Raw genomic sequence first — 17,222 nt, 5'->3', positions numbered from 1 at the left:
GGAGCTCGGATGGAAGACGAGATCGTTGCGCCCGGGGTTGAACTGCTGGAGTCTATGCGCTCGGTCGGCTACTCGCTCAGCGCCGCACTCGCCGATCTCATCGATAACAGCATCACAGCGGAAGCCCGCCGCATCGAGATCGATCTGGAGCCAATCGACGCTGACCACATCGCGATCCTCGACGACGGCAAGGGGATGTTGCCGTCGGTCGCTCGCGAGGCGCTCCGCCTCGCCGGCTCTGTGGGGGCGCGAACCCGCTCTGACCTCGGGCGCTTCGGGCTCGGTCTCAAGACGGCCTCGCTCTCACAAGCACGATGCCTGACTGTCATTTCCCGCAGCGACGGGCAGACCACGGGCCTTCAATGGGACATCGACCACATCGCCGCGACCCAAACGTGGAGTCTGCAGCGGTTGACTCAGGCCGAGCTGCGCGCGACACCCTGGTACGAGCGCCTTGAGCTTCGCGAGTCCGGCACGCTGGTGGTGCTGCGGAAGCTGGATCTGCTGCTCGGCGACGCGAAAGACCCGGGCGCCCTGATCCGCGAGCGCGCACTCGAGGTGAGCGCGGACCTTTCCCTCATCTTTCATAGGTTCCTCGCCCGCCGAACAGACCGCGTGGCGATCTCGGTCAATGGCGTCGAAGTGAAGCCTCTCGATCCGTTTGTCACGGCAAATCCGCGCACTCAGGAGTCGCCCACGCAGTACATCCCGGTCGATGGTGAGCAGGTCGCGGTGACCGCCTTCACGCTTCCGCACCCGTCTGGCCTGACGCCGGCAGAGCGGCGTCGGCACGACCTCGGCGAGGGCATGCGTGAGGCGCAAGGGTTCTACGTCTATCGAAACGAGCGGCTGATCTCTCACGGCCACTGGTATGGGCTCGCTCGCATGACTGAGATCTCCAAGCAGACCCGCATCAGAGTCGACATTCCCAACTCTCTGGATCATCTGTGGCAGCTGGACATCAAGAAGTCTCGAGCTGAACCTCCTGCCTCCTTCAAGGCTGAGCTTCGTCGACTCATGGACGGGGTCCTTGAGCGCGGCCGACGCGTGCACACGTTCCGTGGGCGCAAGTCCGGACCGGCTGAGGTCACCCACCTGTGGCAGAAGGTGCTGGATCGCGATGGGATCCGGTACGACGTCAACTTCGAGAACCCGTTCGTCATCTCCGTCCTGAGCACACTTGACACATCCCAGGCGGAGAAGGTGAATCGGCTCCTGAACGTGCTCGCCGACGGATTCCCTTCCTACGACCTGTACGTGGAAATGGCGAAGAACACGACTCCGGCCAATACGAGCCCAGCTGTCGAAGCGGTGAAGGAATCACTGCGTCAGATAAGGGAGTCAGGGCTTCTGGGCGACGACGTCGCAAGCGTCGGCGCGGCGCTCGCTCATACGGAGCCCTTCGATACACTTCCCAACCTCCTCGAGATGGTCGAACAGATCTGGAAGGAACACCGCGTTGAAGCTCAGTGACCGACAGTCCGGACTGAAGATGCTCCTAAAACAGCAGCTCGTCGCCGGCAACCGTGAGATGACTTTCGACCAGCTCGCTGACAAGGCGACCGGCATCGCAGGACTCCTGTTCTCCGAACTCTCTCCTGACGAGGTCGCGGCTGTCGTCGCGGAGCTCACGCGCGAGGAAACAATCGTGCTGGACGACGGCGGCACGGTGATCGACCGCGACACATTCGAGCGCTGGCTCGCTGACAAGGCCTCGGATGTCCCTCACAACCGATACCAGGCATACGAGCAACTGCTCGTTGCCCGAGACTGGGCCAGATCAGTGATCGAAGATCTGGCGACGCAGACCGACGAGGTGGTGGAGCTGCTTGGCGATCCCACCAAGGCGGGGACCTGGGCCCGTCGGGGCTTGCTGATGGGTGAGGTGCAGTCGGGGAAGACCGCCACCTACATCGGAATCTTGAACAAGGCGATCGATTACGGCTATCGCCTCGTCATCGTTATCGGCGGCCACACCAACGATCTTCGCGCCCAGACTCAGAAGAGAATCGACTCGGATCTCACAGGCATCGACTCTGACTATCTCGACGACAACATCAGATCGGCCGCTGTTCAGCAACTCGGAATCGCGCGGTTCGACCCCGACTTCCAGCCGAATGTGCTCACCACCGTCAGGAGTGACTTCAGCGCGAGCGCGAAGCGGTCGGGAATCGTCTGGGTGGCGTCCGGGAACCCAACGGTGTTCGTAATAAAGAAGAATGCGGGTCTCATCCGAAATGTCGCCGACTACATTCGGCGCCAAGCGCAGGGAGGGCGGCTGGACACGCCGCTCGTCGTCATCGATGACGAATCAGACTGGGGCACGCCGAATACGAAGACGGACACCGACCCCGCCGCCGTGAACAAGCAGATCCGTCGCCTGTTGGACAGCTCGCGACGCAGCTCCTACCTCGGAATAACTGCCACACCGTTCGCGAACATCTTCATCGACCACGAGGCGGCCAAGGACGACCTCGGGAACGACCTCTTCCCAGCCGACTACATCCGTGTCATGAGCAGCCCCTCGAACTACCAGGGCATCGGCGGATACTTCTCCGGGGAGCATCCCGCGATTCAACTTGATGTGGAGGACTGCCTCGAGGTGATCCCCATCAATCACAAGAGCGATCTCGTGGTGGACGACCTCCCGGACAGCATGAAGGACGCTATCGTCTCCTTCTATCTCGGCACCGCGATCCGACTCCTTCGCCACCAAGGCCTTGCCTCGGAGGCTTCCATGCTCATAAACGTGTCGCGCTTCAACGACGTCCAGAGCCAAGTGTTCGACCTGGTGGAGCCTTTCTCTCTCGCGCTCAGCGGCGTGATCCGTGGCGAGTTGGGACGGTCGGACTCAGCGCGCAGCAGCGGGTTGCGGGGGCGCATCGAGCGCGTCTGGAGCGAGCAGTTCGCCGGCGTCGACGTGGAATGGGACGATGTGCGGGGCGCGCTGTTCGACGTGTCGCAGGAGGTGCTCGTTCAGCTCGTCAACAGCAAGACCGCGGCCGCCAGATCGAAGGCACGGCGGCTCATGACACGTGACCAGAGACGGGAGGAGGACCTCCGCCCGACGATCTTCATCGGCGGCGATGTTCTCTCGCGTGGGCTCACACTCGATGGGCTTCAGGTCAGCTATTTCGTCCGGGAGCCTCGGTCGATGGACACGCTCATGCAGATGGGCAGATGGTTCGGCTATCGCCCCGGTTATGCAGATCTGGTACGGGTATGGATGCCAGAGTCCACGCGCGACGATTTCCAGTGGTCATCAGACGTCACGGGCGAGCTCCGCGAGCTGTTGCTGGAGATGCGCGCAAAAGAGCTCACACCGAGGGACTTCGGCCTACGGGTCCGCGCCCACCCGGAGGGCTTTCAGGTCGTCGCCGCGAACAAGCGAAAAGCGGCCGAGCTCGTCACTGGCACCATCCTGATCCACGGGCAGAAATTCGAGTCGCACTTCCTGTCAGAGTCCGCCGCTGACCGAGACCGCAACAAGCGGGCTCTTCAAACGCTCCTGGACGGACTTACCCGCGGAGTCGAGGAAGGACGGATCACTCGATCACAGTCCAACCTGAATTACCCAACTTGGTCGCAGGTGTCACCCGAGGCGATCTCGGACTTCTTCACTGACTTCAAGGGATTCAAGAGCGACCCTTGGTTCGGCGGCGCGGGGACGGCGGTCGCACCCCAGATCGCCGCTCATCTCGGCGAGGCTCGTGGGGCCGACGAGTGGCGAGTGGTCCTCGTTGGAGGAACCGGCGACCCCGTCGACTTCGGGAATGGACTCGCCGTGCAGAGCAGCGTCCGCAACGCCATCAAGCGAACGGCTGGCGGTGCTCTGGCGCTCGGGAACCGGCGCGTGGCGACGGCAACCAATCTCGCGGGAGCGCTCACCCGCGCAGAGCGGGCCGCGCTGAACGGGGCCGCCAGCGAAGCGGCTGTGATCGCGAGCATCGACCACCCGATGCTGCTCGTCTTCGCCATCACGACCAACGCTGACGAGCAGAGCAAGACCCCTGAGGTCGCCATCTCCGCTTCGGATCCATTGATCGCTGTCGTTCTCGTCTTCCCCGACATTCCCGAGGAGGAGAAGGCTGACATCCTCAGGAGGGGAGGGGGGCAGCAGTTCTGGGTCAACTCCGTCGAGCAGCGAAGCCTGTACGGATACCTCGACGATGGAGACGACATCGAAACGGGCGACGAATGATGTCCGTTGAAAGCGCGATGACGGGCGCGCTGCAGGGCCCGAATCATCGCGTCGTCCAGGTGCCGCATCCGTGGTTGACTGTGCTCGCCGAGAACAACGACGGTCACGCGGCCCTCGTCGTGCAGGCATCACTCCCGGCTGATGTCATAGTCGGAGATGGACGCGGATTCGCCGTGAAGACGGTTCGCTCCGGGGCGGACGACTTCGTTCGGATCAGCTCAAAGGATCCCGGGCTCCCCTCGATCTTTCTGAAGTTCCTCGAGTACGTTCTGACACATAGCGCAGAGGCCGACTCAGCTGACTCGGCGCTCGTCGCTTTTGTGAACGCCGTCGACCAGTTCCGCCGGTTCGGTGCCCGCGCCGCGGGCCGACTCTCTGAGGAACAGATCCGCGGACTCTTCGCAGAGCTCGAGCTCGCGATAGTCCTAGAGCGTGATGCCGGTTTCGATGCCTTCCAAGTCTTCGAGGCGTGGGGTGGTCCCTTCGGCGGGCTCCACGACTTCGAGTTCGCTGACGGATCCTCGATCGAGGTGAAGTCATGCCACCAACCGCCAAAGGAGGTTCGGATCACCTCGCCGGCACAGATCGCTCCTATTGATGCTGGTCTTGACCTTCTCGTTCTGCCCATGGACCGGGTATCAGCGTCAGATCCGTCCGGCACGAGCTTCCTCGACCTCGTGGACGAGGTCCGCCAGATTGCCGAGCGCGGCGGTGCAACCGCGCTTGAGAGGTGGGATCTCGCGCTGACCGCCCTCGATCTCGACGTCGGCGACGAGTACTACCGGCAGTGGCGCTTTCTTCCTGGCAAGTGGCTCCGCTTCCAAGTCGCCGAAGGGTTTCCAACGATCGCCCCTGAGGCGGTTCCCGAGGGCGTGGTGAAGGTGGCCTTCTCGCTACGGGTTGCGGCGCTGAATCCCTTCGCCGCAACCATGAACGGACTCGGATCGGCGGCGCGCGGTGAGTGATCAATTGGACCAACTCCGGAACGATATAAAGATCCGATCCGCCGGCTCCGACAGCTTCGAGCTGAGAGCCTTCGTCGAGGAGTTCGCGTCGCGACTCGAGGACGCGGACGTGGCGTACGACATCGTCTCGGAACCTCTTCAATGCCGCGGTCCGCGCGGACGTGTTCTGTCGTTGCTCGGCTATGCGGAGGATTCGACTGACGCCTCCCTCACCGTCATCGTCGGGAAGTACTTCGACGGTGAAGGCACTGTGACGCTCGGCGACGCGAACGACATGTTCGGTCGCGGTGCAGACTTCCTGCAGTTGGCGGCGGATGGCTGGCTCGCCGAGAACCTGGAACCGAGCTCCCGTGAGGTCGAGTACGCCGACTACTTCCGGCACCGGCTGTCGTCGGTCGCGCGCATACGCTTCCTGCTCATCACTGATGGCCTGATGAGTGAGCGCATCAGGACGATCCCGAACGGCATCGTGGCGGACCGGCCCGCCTCGTACGCGATCTGGGATCGCAACCGCATCTTGGCAGCGGCAACACCTCAGACCGGCGACGAGGCGATGCGCATCGACTTGACGAAGTGGTTGCCGGACGGGCTCCAGTGCCTCGTCGCCGCAGACGGTGGCTCGTCGACCCAGAGTTACCTTGCGGTCCTGCCCGGTCGCCTGCTGGCAGACGTCTTCGAGGAGTACGGCAGCCAGCTCCTCGAGTCCAACGTTCGGACCTACCTCAGCGCTCGGGGAGCCGTCAACCGAGGAATTCAGCAGACTCTCGCTCACAAGCCCGAGATGTTCCTTGCCTTCAACAACGGGCTGACGACTACTGCGACGGACGTGGATCTAGTCACTCTTCGCAAGGGCACGTTCATCCGCTCAATCGAGAACTGGCAGATCGTGAACGGCGGACAGACGACGGCTTCGCTCGTCCATTACTTGCGCGGCGACAGCAAACGATCTGTGGACGACGTCTTCGTACAGATGAAGCTGGTCACCGTGAGCAGCGAGAACGCAGCCGAGGTCGTGGCCGACGTCTCCAAGTATGCGAACAGCCAGAACCGAGTCAGCGCGGCCGATCTCTTCTCAAATCACGAGTTCCACGTGCTGATGGAGCAGACCAGTCGCCGCCTCCGAGCCCCGGCGCGCGAGGGGGAACAGTATCAGACTGGCTGGTACTACGAACGCTCGCGCGGGCAATGGGAGAACGACAAGGTGGCTCGCGGATCTGCCGCGGAGCAGAAGAAGTTCGAGCTGGAGTACCCGAAAAGTCAGCGCCTGGTGAAGACCGATTGGTCGAAGTACGCCTTCAGCTGGGGCCAACGCCCTCACACCGTCAGCAAGGGGGCGCAGACCAACTTCATCGAGTACGCGCACCAAGTCGTCGCCTCATGGGAGAAGGATCCGAATCAGTTCGGTGACGCTTACTTCAAGAACAACGTGGCGAAAGCGATTCTCTTCAACGACCTCCACAAAGCTGTACGCGAATCGGCCTGGTACGGCAAAGGGTACCTGGCGAACATCGTCGCGTACGGCGTGGCGAAGCTGGCACACGAGATCCCACGCCAGTTCTCTGGCTCAAGGCTCAACTTCGATGCCATTTGGGCCCGCCAGAGCACGAGTCAGACGCTCCTCGGCGCCGCATTGGTAGTGGCTGAGCGGGCCCAGGAGCACTTGACCGATCCTCGCAGGAAACAGGCCAATGTGACCCAGTGGGCGAAGCAGGAAGTCTGCTGGACGACGTTCAGGGAAGCCCCGGTCCCACTGCCGCGCGACCTTGCCGTCGACCTCATCGATGCTGATACCGCAACTAGCCAAGCCAGTGACGACAAGAAGCAACGCCGCATGGACAGTGGGTTCGAGGCTGTCCAGCGCGTCCTGAAGATCCCGTCGACCGTCTGGGAGGCGGTGTACTCCTCATCGGGTGCTGTCCGTCTCTCCCCGATGGAATCGGACCTTGTCGCAGGCTTCGGGTTGCGCAAAGGACGCATACCTACCGAGAAGCAGGCCGCCGCCCTCTTGAAGGCCCTCGATCGAATGGCCGAGGGGGCAGTGATCTCGAAGGACGCGTATTGACCTTCTTGGACTCCAATGCGTCGCCCGAGCGATCGCGATCGCGAGTGGAACGTAGACGTCGACGGCGGTCGGTAGTCTCGCACCATGCTTTCGTATGCCGACCTGACCGACCGCGGATCCGTTGAATGGGCGATGGCGGAGTTCGATCGGCTTGGTCGCAACGCGTTTCTTCAGAGGTATGGCTACGGCGAGGCGAAGGAGTACTTCGTCGTCACGGAGGACGGTCGCTACGACTCCAAGGCGATCTTCGCGGCCGCCTATCAGCGGCAGCACGGAGTCTCCGTTAGCCATGACGAGATCAGCGGCGGCAAGCACGCAGCCGCGGGCCGCCTCGCTGAGCTCGGGTTCACCGTCGAGGGCATCGACGACCGATCGGGGCGCAAGACCTTCCAGACCTTCGAGGAGGCGCTCAAGCACTACCGGATCCCGCTCGAGAACCTACCTGTCGTTCGTGAGTTTCTCGCTGGCCGCGAGTTCCGAGAGTTCTACATCCCAAGAAGCGGCAGCTACATCGCCGCAGTCCCGACGGACGGCGTGCGCAAGGCATTCATTCACTCGGGGTACATCTGGCATCGCGTGAAACGAGGGGTCGGCGAGGAGATCGAGCTCCCGGTAAATCGGATCCGGGACGGCGGGTACTGGCGAAGCGTGAGGCCCGAACGGCCGAAGGAGCTGTGCGAAGTCCACTTCGTCGAGCTTCCGGCGAGCGGCGACTGCCCGTACTGCTAACGCGACAGCGAATCGCGTTGCATCACTTCTCGCCATGGCGCTCGGCGATCGCATGTTGTGCAGGCCCGGAGCGGACGTTGGCCGTATGGTCTACGGCGATCTCCCGAGAAGGATGTCGGTGGTCGACCCTGTCGGTTACTGATCAACTCTCGGCAACGGACGAATCCGCGACTATGGGGGGCTCGATCTGTGCGCTGGCCTCCGCGATTCGCTGACGGATCGCGCGGGCGGTGCCCTCGGCTTGCCTCATCAACTCAAGAATGGCGCTGTGGTTCTCCCAGTGAGCGGCCCAGAGCTCGGCGCCCGCGACGTCCGCCATGTCGACGCGGGAGGCGCTTCCCCACTTCTCATAGTCCTCGATGCGGGACATCTTTTCCTCTAGGCCGGGAACGCCGCGAGACGCGGGGGACCTGGGCGCTGTTCCGAGCATCCAGTCGCGCCATGGCTTGTTGCCCTTGCTCTGGTTGCACTTGCCGCATGACGGAACGAGGTTGTGAATTTCCGAAATGTAGCCCGTGGGCCGCTGCCCACTCACCAGCGGGCGAAGGTGGTCCCACTCGGTCGCTGGGTCGCCGCAGTATGCGCAGCGGACCACCTCGTCCATGCCGAGTATCGCGAGGGCCTGCTCAATCTGCTCGGCCGTCGGTCTGATCACCGGAATGATGCCGTTCACGAACGAGTTAGTGATGCTCGAGCTACGCCCGGTTATCCGAACCGGCAGCGGCATGGCAAAGCGAAACTCTCCGAGCGGCGGCACAGACGGAGCATAGCGTTCGCTCCGGCGTGTCGTACGCTTCAGCGGGTTCCTCGTCGCGCACCGACAGCCCGGCTCTTCAGCGATCGCTCGGCGTTGTGCTCCACAGGGAACGTCTGCCGGTGCTCTGTGCTAATGCGCACGCGGCGGAGTGCGAAACCGACTGGGATGAAGCCGCTTGGGCCTTGGATTCCTGGCGTCGCGAGAACGATCCAGCGCCTCACGCCTCGTACCTCACAGTCGGGGGACGGTGCGCCTCTGTCAGTCCCCCTCTAGGACAGATGCGAAGTGCTTGCGGAGGTCCGAGTCGCACACGTAGATGTACGTTCCGAGGATCCCCCGCGTGAGCAGGACTCCGTAGATGTTCTGAATGAGTGCCAGGAGATCGTCGTCTGTTGTTGGCCGACGAAGCTGCGCGAGGTTCTCCTTGCCCTTCTTGTCCCGGTAGGCGTCGCGGTCGACCACAACCTGTTGGGTGAGCTTGTCGTATCGGAGGTCGCCGCCGATGATCACGCCGGCGTAGTTGAGGTCGTAACCCTGCACCGTGTGAATCGAGCCGACCTCGTCGATCGATCCGGGGGAGTTGATCCAATCCTTGTCTGTGCGATTCCAGACGAACCCGGTTCCCTCGAGTTCGAAGTCGAAGCCGGGTCCGTTGCCGCGGGTCTTCCAGTCCCAGGCGTAGCCCGCCACGAGCCGGGCGAGCCCTACCTCGCGGTTGCGGTCGCGGATGGCCTGCTGCATTTCCGCGACGCTCTCGAAGAACCGCAGGTCGTATTCACCGAAGTCTGGCCGGTCACCGGTGCGAAGTTCACCCCGTAGGATCTGGCGGACGAATCCCACGTAGTCTGCGTCCGCCCTTACCCGCATCTGCCTCGCCAACGGGAACCATCGATGCAGTCGCTTGGCATCAGTGATCTCAGCAGTTAGTACTTCGCTCGGGAGGTCTGCGGGCCGCACGCCCTGCTGCTCGTCGATGAGGAGGATCTGGTGGGTGCTCTGCGCGCGGATCCAGTCGAGCTGGGTCTTGCTGAGGTCATCAGATCCGAACAGCCGCGCGTTGATGTCCGCGAAGTCGCGGTTGCGCATCCCCGAGGATTGGTTTGCGCGGCGATTGAGTCGGTGCGTCTCGTCGACGATGAGTAGGTCGAATGGCGTAGACGATTTGCCGACGTCGAACGGGTTCAAGACGAGATCCTCACTGACCTTCGGCGTCTTCTTGAACACCTTCTTGATTGAGTCTCGAAGCGACTGCTGGGGTACGACCAGTCCGACGCGGACGCTCTTCAATAGCTCCCGGTTCTCGGGAACGAAGAACTCAGAGAAGAGGGAGTCTTGCTCGATCTCATCGGTGTCTTCGTAGTCGCGAATGTCCGCCAGCAGCTTCATCAGGAAGATTGCCACGATCGTCTTGCCCGTACCCGGATCGCCCTGAATGACGCTGGTCGATCGCGTGCCTGTCGCGAGGTCCGCGAGGAATGCCTCCACAATCTGCTCAACCGCGATGGCCTGCTCCCGTGTGAGGACTTTGAAGGGTGAGAGCTTGAACAGGTCGCTGTTCTCGATCTCAGGGATGCTGCGCTGAAAGATCCCGTCCGCGCGCAGCTGCTCGAAGATGTCCCGGAAGCTCTCGCGGTACTGGTCGCGCTCGTAGTACCGCGCATCGATGATGCCCTCGTTCCCGTTGAGCACTGTGTAGTGCCCGTCGCCGGCGAGCCAGCGGATGAGGTGCGACTCGAGGTCGAGGCACGCCGACTTGTTGAACGTCTCGTCTATGACGACACGGACGCGGCGGAATCCTGCTTTCGAGGGGTTTTGAAGGTGCTGACGGATTCGTGACACAGCACTGACCGTCTCGCCGACGTAGACAGATGGCGCATCTGGGGACCCGCCGCTGTCGAGAACGTAGACGACGGGCCAGTTCGTCCGCCGTTCATCGCCGGACGCCCATGTGGAGATCGCGGGCGTAGTGAAGTCGAGCCGCTCGATCTCAAAGGGCGTCATACTTCGTGCTCCGCCCTCGCGATCGATCCGCGGGGTACTTCGAACTAGTAACCGCGAGTTTCTGCAGGACGATCTCGTCTAGGTCGACACCCAGCCGCTCGGCGAGAAGCGTGCAGTAGGTGACGACGTCGGCGAGCTCGCCGCGTACGCGCACCTCGTCTGCGTCGTCGCTCCACTGAAAGCATTCGAGGAGTTCGCCGGCCTCGATGGAGATGCTCTTCGCGAGGTTGGCCGGCGTATGGAACTGAGCCCAGTCGCGCTCGCGCACCAACTCCGACAAGGCTTCACGAACTCGGTCACTCGTCACGGTGTGACGGTATCGCACAGCGGCCGTCCCTCCGACGATCAGCCCATCCAGCGGTCGGGCGCGGCGCAGTGCTCGCCGTCGAACGGCTGCTAAGCGGAGCGCGCCAGCGCGCAGTCTGCAAGGAGTGAGCGGCGAGAACGGAGATGCGAACGATCGCTACACTCTCGGCGTCGGAGGGAGGCGCCCTTCCATCGCAACGCCAGTTGAGGACGTCCTCCGACATCTGTCCACAACTGTGATCGGCCGCGTTGACGGGGCACGAACAGTGTTCGAGACTGGCCCCTACTCGCCGGCGAGCCGGCATGAGCGGAGGTCGAAATGGGCAGCATCACCGCATACGAATCGGCAGATGGCCGCCGCTATCGCGTGCGGTATCGCAAGCCCGATCACTCCCAGACAGACAAGCGCGGCTTCCGCACCAAGCGCGACGCGGAGGAGTTCCTTCACATGGTGGAGCTCTCGAAGGCCCGAGGTTCATACGTCGACCCAGCGCTCGCGCGAGTCAACGTCGAGACCTGGGCGCGGGACTGGCTCAAGAGTCAGGCCCAGCTCAAGCCGACGACCTTGGTGGGGTACGAGAGCGCGTTGAGCAAGCACATCATCCCGCGGTGGGGGAGGCGCAGTCTGAGCGACATCGGCTACGCCGAGATCCAGCACTGGGTCAGCGACCTGTCGAAGACCCTCGCACCTCAGAGCGTGCGTAACATCTACGCCGTCTTCTCGCTCGTCTTCTCCTTCGCCGTGAGGGACGGTCGGCTCGTCCGGAACCCCGCCGAAGGCATCCAGTTGCCGCGCCGCATCAAGGCCAAGCGTGGCTACCTCACGCACGTTCAAGTCCACCGTCTGGCCGACGAGTGCGGCGACTCCCGAACCTTGGTGCTGTTCCTTTCGTACACCGGCCTGCGGTGGGGCGAAGCGGCGGCGCTCCGCGTCCGTGACGTCGATTTCACCCGCCGCCGCGTGGAGGTCGCCAGAGCGGTGTCCGAACCGGCGGGTCGCATCGTGTTTGGCACTCCCAAGACCCACGCTCGGCGGTCAGTGCCGTTCCCGCAGTTCCTCGTCGATCCGATCGCCGAGGCCTGCAAGGATCGCGAGCCCGACGACCTGCTCTTCCCGTCGCCGAACGGCGACGTCATCCGCGCCGGCAACTTCCGCTCCCGCACCCTCGCCTCGGCGGTGCAGCGGGTGCAGCAGGCCGACTCGAGCTTCCCGCGAGTCACGCCGCACGATCTCCGCCACACGGCAGCGAGCCTCGCACTCTCATCGGGCGCGAACATCAAGGCGATCCAGGGCATGCTCGGCCACGCCTCCGCGACGATGACTCTCGACGTCTACGCCGACCTGTTCCCCGACGATCTCGACAGCGTCGCGGCCGCGCTCGACCTCGCCGCGCAGCGTCATCTCGTCACTCGCGACGACGCCGCGAGCCCGACTCTGCCAACCAATCCGCCGCACGTTGTCGGCTTAGGAAGCTGAGTGCGCTCGACCGTGGTTGAAGGCCTACAAAACCGATGTGGGCAAAATGTGGGCAAATCGGCCCCGAAAACGTCAACTACGAACGCGGGCAAAGAAAAAATCCCAGGCTGACCTGGGATTTATCTTGTGCCCCCGACAGGAATCGAACCTGCGACCTTTGGTACCGGAAACCAACGCTCTATCCCCTGAGCTACGGAGGCGTGCCGATCGAGATTACCACCCCGCGAGCGGGGGACCCGCCGCGGAGGCGCCGGCGCAGACACCCGAGCCCAGAATGACTCAGGGCGTGACGACCTCTTCGTCCAGCGGGGCGTCGGCCACGACATCCGTCTCCGCGAACGTGCGCGAGAGCGACTCAGCCACCCGCTCGGCCAGGTAGGCGTGGCCGTCGGTCGAGGGATGGTCGCGGCCGATCGGACCCGTGTCGATCACGTCGAGGTAGTTCGCCTCGGTGATCCAGCCCTCGGCGATGGGGGAGATGTACCACCAGCCGCGCTCGCCGGCCAGCCGCGCCAGCTCCAGATCTATCTGCGCGGTCGGCGCCTCAACGGGGAGCACCTGCGGCGCTGGACCCAGGATCACGATCGCGGCTTCGGGGTACAGCGCCTCGAGCGAATCCCACGCGGCGGTCACGGCATCCGTGTATCCGTCCGGAGAGAACAGCCGGTCGTTGATCGAACCCTCGACGATGACCAGGTCTGGGTCGAGCGCCGGATCGAGGTCGGCGATGCGCTCGCCGTAGGTTCCGCCGTCGAGCCCGGTCCGCAGATAGCCCGAGGCTCGGATGCCGTCGACGACGGTGTCCCAGCCCAGGTTCTCGCCCAGCCGGTACGCGAAGCCGAGCGTCGGCACGACCGCAGCCGAGCCGTACACCCACGAGTCGCCGAAGATCAGCACGCGCGGCTCGTCGGGCAGCTCGATCGGATCCGGCGCGATAGACACCACCGCCTGATTCTCCTCGACGGCGACGGGCGCCGACGGGGTCACCCACGGCCGCCACATGCCCAGCGCGCACACCGCGGCGACGGCGAGCGCAGCCCCCACGACGGGGAGCCACGGACGCCGAGGGCGAGGGTGACCGGGCGCGGGCATGCAGAGAGGGTACGTCACGAATCCGCCTCCGCCGATTCGGGCGCCCGAACGTTGGGCAACGCCGCGCGAATCCTGAGGTGCGGCGCCCTGGGAGGCCGTGCAGAAATCGCCCGCGAACCCCCGCACGCACACATTCTGCGCACCCGCGAAGCCGCCGTCCGGAGGTGGTGAGAACCGGCCGCCACGCGTGCGTAAGATACTCCGGTGCAACGCGTCGTGACCGCCGAACTGGACCTCGAACTGGGGTCGTCCGTCGACCTCATCTTCCAGATCACCGCGGCCCAGGGCGTGCCCCTCGTGGGCGAGCAGCTGACCTTCACGCAGGGCGAGCGCGTGTACACCCCGACCGAGATCGTCGACCAGTCCGGAAGCCGCCTCCACCGCCTCCTCGGCGAGGCCGGACGCCTCGAAGTCCGCTACGAGGCGACCGTCGAGGGGCTCTCCGCCGCCAGCCGCACGAGCGACCTCGAAGCCATCACCTACCTGCGTCCGAGCCGCTACTGCCAGTCCGACGAGGTCTTCCAGCAGGCCCGCCGCCAGTTCAAGGGGCTCTCGGGCCACGACCTCATCGCCGCGGTCTCCGAGTTCGTCTCGTCGAGCACCACCTACACGCCGGGCCTCAGTCAGGGCACCGACAGCGCCGTCACCACCCTCATGACCGGACAGGGCGTGTGCCGCGACTACGCCCACGTCGTGATCGCCCTCCTGCGCGCCATGGACATGCCCGCCCGCTACGCCGCCTGCTTCGCGCCCGGCCTTCGCCCCATGGACTTCCACGCCGTCGCCGAGGCCTACCTCGACGGCGCCTGGTACGTCATCGACGGCACGCGCCTCGCGAACCGCCGCACGCTCGTGCGCATCGCCACCGGGAGGGATGCCGCGGACTGCGCCTTCCTCAGCTACCACGGCGGGTTCGTGGGCCTGGAGCACATGCGCGTCGACGCCCGGGTGGTCGCGGACGAGTCGTCGCTCGACGGCCTCGACATGCTCCCGGACTCTGCGCCCGAGGCATCCGACCCCTCCCTCGACGACTTCACGTCGCTCGTGCAGCTGGCCTGAGCGCGCACGCGGAAAGCGCCCGGGCACCGCGAACTAGACTGGTCCGGCTATGAACCCCGAAGCCCTCTCCGCCGCCCTGCTCGCCGTCGTCGCCCCGCTCGCCGAGGCACGACGACCCGGCGCCGCCGAGGGACTCACCGCCGCCGACCTGCCGCTGGAGCGCCCCAAGAACCGCGACCACGGCGACTGGTCCTCCAACGCCGCGATGAAGCTGGCCAAAGCCGTGGGCGCCAACCCGCGCGAGTTCGCGACCGAGATCGCCGACGGGCTCGGCCAGGTCGATGGCATCGCGAGCGTCGAGGTCGCAGGCCCCGGGTTCATCAACATCCGATTGGATGCCGCAGCCGCCGGCGCCCTCGCCAAGACCATCGTCGAGTCCGGCGCCGCCTTCGGCACCAACGACTCCCAGCGTGGCAACACGATCAACCTCGAGTTCGTCAGCGCCAACCCCACGGGTCCGATGCACATCGGCCACACCCGCTGGGCCGCGCTCGGCGACGCGATCGCGCGCCTGCTGCTCGCGAGCGGCGCCACCCTCGTGCGCGAGTTCTACATCAACGACGCCGGCGCCCAGATGGAGCGGTTCGGGCGTTCGGTGCTCGCCGCCGCCAAGGGCGAGCCGACCCCTGAGGACGGCTACGCCGGCGCCTACATCGACGCCCTCGCGCAGCGCGTGCTGAACGCGCGCCCCGACCTGCTCGAACTCCCCGCCGACGAGCAGCTGACGGTGGCGCGCGACACGGCCTACGACTTCCAGCTCGGCGAGCTGCAGGCATCCCTCGAGAAGTTCAACGTGCACTTCGACGTGTGGTTCTCGGAGCGCACTCTGCACGCCAAGCCCGCCGACGGCGGCCCGAGCCTCGTCGACGAGGCCGTCGACCGCCTGCGCGAGCAGGGGCACGTGTTCGACGACGAGGGCGCCGTGTGGGTGCGCACAACCGACTTCGGCGACGACCGCGACCGGGTCATCCGCCGCTCCAACGGCGAGTACACGTACTTCGCCGCCGACGCCGCGTACTACCTCAACAAGAGCGACCGCGGCTTCCGCCACAAGATCTACCTGCTCGGCGCCGACCACCACGGCTACGTCCATCGCCTGAAGGCGCTCGCGGGTGCCGCCGGCGACGACCCCGAAAAGGACATCGAGGTGCTCATCGGGCAGCTCGTGTCGGTCAACGGCGCACGCCTGTCCAAGCGCGCCGGCAACATCATCGAGCTCGACGACCTGCGCGAGTGGCTCGGCACCGACGCGCTGCGGTACTCGCTCGGCCGCTACCCGGCCGACTCGCCGCTGACGCTCGACCCTGAGATCCTGCGCAAGCGCACGAACGACAACCCGGTCTTCTACGTGCAGTACGCCCACGCGCGCACGCACAACGTCGCCCGCAACGCGCACGGCTCCGGCGTCGACCGCTCCGAGTTCGCCCCCGAGCTGCTGTCGCACGAGACCGAGTCGGCACTCCTCGGCGCCCTCCAGGAGTTCCCGCGCATCGTCGCGTTCGCCGCCGAGGTGCGCGAGCCCCACCGCGTCGCCCGCTACCTCGAAGAGCTCGCGGGCCTCTACCACCGCTGGTACGACAACTGCCGCGTCATCCCGCTGGGGGACGAGCCCGTCGAAGCCGTGCACCGCACCCGCCTGTGGCTCAACGACGCCACCGGCCAGGTGCTGCGCAACGGCCTCGACCTGCTCGGCGTCGGCGCACCGGAACGGATGTAGCCATGAGCTCCGGCGACACCAAGCCCACCGAACCGCTGCCCGAGTGGGCCGTCGCCGAACCGGTGCCGCCGCGCCGCCGCCGCGCGTGGCCGTGGATCGTCGCGCTCGTCGTTCTCGTGGTGCTGGGCGTCGTGGTGTTCTTCGTCGCCGAAGCCATCGCGCGCGACGTCGTCGAGCGCACCGCCAAGACCGAGATCGCCGAGCGCCTCGCTCTTCCCTCCGACCAGGAGGTGGATGTCGAGATCCCGGGTCTCGTCATCCCGCAGCTGCTCGGGGGCAGCCTGAACGAGGTGACGGTGTCATCCGACGACGTCGCGGTCGGCGAGTTCGAGGGCGACGTCACCGTCACCGCCACGGACGTGCCGGTCCAGCAGGGCGCCGACATCGGCGGCGCGACGGCGACCGTCACCCTCGACGAGGCGCAGCTGCAGAGCCTGCTGGCCCAGGTCGACCGGTTCCCCTCCGAGACGGTCGGGCTCGCCTCGCCGAACGTCACGATCACGTTCGAGCTCGAGGTCTTCGGTCTGAGCTTCCCGATCGGCGTCGCCCTCGCACCGTCGGTGTCGGAGGGGGCGCTCGTGCTGGCACCCGCGAGCTTCGACCTTGCCGGGGCATCCATCGACGCCGCCGCGATCTCGGAGCGCTTCGGGCCGATCGCCGACGTCGTGCTGCAGGACTGGACGATCTGCCTCGCGGAGTACCTGCCCGCCGGCGTCACGCTCACCGACGTCGAGGTGAGCGGCGACTCCATCGTGGTGAACGCCGACATCGACGGCGCGATCGTCACCGACCCGGCCCTCCAGGCCAACGGCACCTGCGGCTGAGCCCACAGCCCGCGTCGTATGTATCCGCCGAG

General features: G+C 65.1%; 13 protein-coding genes and 1 tRNA gene. 9 read left to right on the top strand and 5 right to left on the bottom strand.

Features of this window, described 5'->3' with window-relative positions:
• Window positions 1-9 precede the first annotated feature (9 nt).
• From ACFQ0P_RS00930 to ACFQ0P_RS00910, 5 genes are all read left to right on the top strand, one after another.
• Entirely contained in the window at window positions 10-1,473 is a 1,464-nt protein-coding gene (locus ACFQ0P_RS00930) for an ATP-binding protein (protein ID WP_204979867.1), read from the top strand.
• Window positions 1,460-4,201, top strand: coding sequence for a Z1 domain-containing protein (locus ACFQ0P_RS00925; RefSeq protein ID WP_204979866.1), 2,742 nt, complete (start codon window positions 1,460-1,462; stop codon window positions 4,199-4,201). Before ACFQ0P_RS00930 ends, ACFQ0P_RS00925 begins: the two co-directional genes overlap by 14 nt.
• The gene (locus ACFQ0P_RS00920) at window positions 4,198-5,166 is read left to right on the top strand and encodes a PD-(D/E)XK motif protein (protein WP_204979865.1); all 969 of its coding nucleotides are present in this window, start codon (window positions 4,198-4,200) and stop codon (window positions 5,164-5,166) included. The genes ACFQ0P_RS00925 and ACFQ0P_RS00920 overlap by 4 nt, the downstream gene beginning before the upstream one ends.
• Window positions 5,159-7,228 (top strand): AIPR family protein, encoded by a 2,070-nt coding sequence (locus ACFQ0P_RS00915; RefSeq protein WP_204979864.1) that lies wholly within the window; start codon window positions 5,159-5,161, stop codon window positions 7,226-7,228. The genes ACFQ0P_RS00920 and ACFQ0P_RS00915 overlap by 8 nt, the downstream gene beginning before the upstream one ends.
• Window positions 7,229-7,312: 84 nt before the next feature.
• Window positions 7,313-7,957, top strand: a complete 645-nt coding sequence (locus ACFQ0P_RS00910; protein ID WP_204979863.1) for a hypothetical protein — start codon at window positions 7,313-7,315, stop codon at window positions 7,955-7,957.
• Window positions 7,958-8,099: 142 nt separating this feature from the next.
• On the opposite strand, the gene ACFQ0P_RS00905 is transcribed toward ACFQ0P_RS00910, so the two are convergent.
• From ACFQ0P_RS00905 to ACFQ0P_RS00895, 3 genes are all read right to left on the bottom strand, one after another.
• The gene (locus ACFQ0P_RS00905; protein WP_204979862.1) at window positions 8,100-8,714 is read right to left on the bottom strand and encodes an HNH endonuclease; all 615 of its coding nucleotides are present in this window, start codon (window positions 8,712-8,714) and stop codon (window positions 8,100-8,102) included.
• A 258-nt stretch (window positions 8,715-8,972) separates the two neighbouring features.
• The gene (locus tag ACFQ0P_RS00900) at window positions 8,973-10,715 is read right to left on the bottom strand and encodes a DNA/RNA helicase domain-containing protein (protein WP_204979861.1); all 1,743 of its coding nucleotides are present in this window, start codon (window positions 10,713-10,715) and stop codon (window positions 8,973-8,975) included.
• Complete coding sequence (locus ACFQ0P_RS00895; RefSeq protein WP_204979860.1) at window positions 10,702-11,022, bottom strand: nucleotide pyrophosphohydrolase; 321 nt, start codon at window positions 11,020-11,022, stop codon at window positions 10,702-10,704. Before ACFQ0P_RS00895 ends, ACFQ0P_RS00900 begins: the two co-directional genes overlap by 14 nt.
• A gap of 318 nt (window positions 11,023-11,340) precedes the next feature.
• Here ACFQ0P_RS00895 and ACFQ0P_RS00890 point away from each other — a divergent pair, with 318 nt between their 5' ends.
• On the top strand, window positions 11,341-12,498 hold the full coding sequence (locus tag ACFQ0P_RS00890; RefSeq protein WP_378771035.1) for a tyrosine-type recombinase/integrase: 1,158 nt from the start codon (window positions 11,341-11,343) through the stop codon (window positions 12,496-12,498).
• 127 nt (window positions 12,499-12,625) lie between these two features.
• Here ACFQ0P_RS00890 and ACFQ0P_RS00885 read toward each other — a convergent pair.
• Window positions 12,626-12,698, bottom strand: a tRNA-Arg gene (locus ACFQ0P_RS00885).
• 79 nt (window positions 12,699-12,777) lie between these two features.
• Window positions 12,778-13,590, bottom strand: a complete 813-nt coding sequence (locus tag ACFQ0P_RS00880) for an SGNH/GDSL hydrolase family protein (RefSeq protein WP_204979859.1) — start codon at window positions 13,588-13,590, stop codon at window positions 12,778-12,780.
• Between the two features lie 204 nt (window positions 13,591-13,794).
• Between ACFQ0P_RS00880 and ACFQ0P_RS00875 the strand changes: the two genes are divergently transcribed.
• The 3 genes from ACFQ0P_RS00875 to ACFQ0P_RS00865 are packed head-to-tail and all read left to right on the top strand — an operon-like array spanning window position 13,795 to window position 17,190.
• Window positions 13,795-14,649: a transglutaminase-like domain-containing protein gene (locus ACFQ0P_RS00875; protein WP_204979858.1), complete on the top strand. Its 855-nt coding sequence runs from the start codon at window positions 13,795-13,797 to the stop codon at window positions 14,647-14,649.
• A gap of 49 nt (window positions 14,650-14,698) precedes the next feature.
• Window positions 14,699-16,366 carry an arginine--tRNA ligase gene (locus ACFQ0P_RS00870; RefSeq protein WP_204979857.1) on the top strand — a complete coding sequence of 556 codons (1,668 nt, stop codon included), beginning with the start codon at window positions 14,699-14,701 and terminating at the stop codon, window positions 16,364-16,366.
• Window positions 16,367-16,368: 2 nt separating this feature from the next.
• A complete protein-coding gene (locus ACFQ0P_RS00865) occupies window positions 16,369-17,190 on the top strand; it encodes an LmeA family phospholipid-binding protein (protein ID WP_204979856.1) in 822 nt (273 codons plus the stop codon).
• Window positions 17,191-17,222 lie beyond the last annotated feature (32 nt).

The sequence above is a fragment of the Microbacterium insulae genome (assembly GCF_042677065.1).
GTDB classification, from domain to species: Bacteria; Actinomycetota; Actinomycetes; order Actinomycetales; family Microbacteriaceae; genus Microbacterium; species Microbacterium insulae.
The sequence above is the reverse complement of the archived record's forward strand: the minus strand, read 5'-3'. Positions and strand labels throughout refer to the sequence as shown.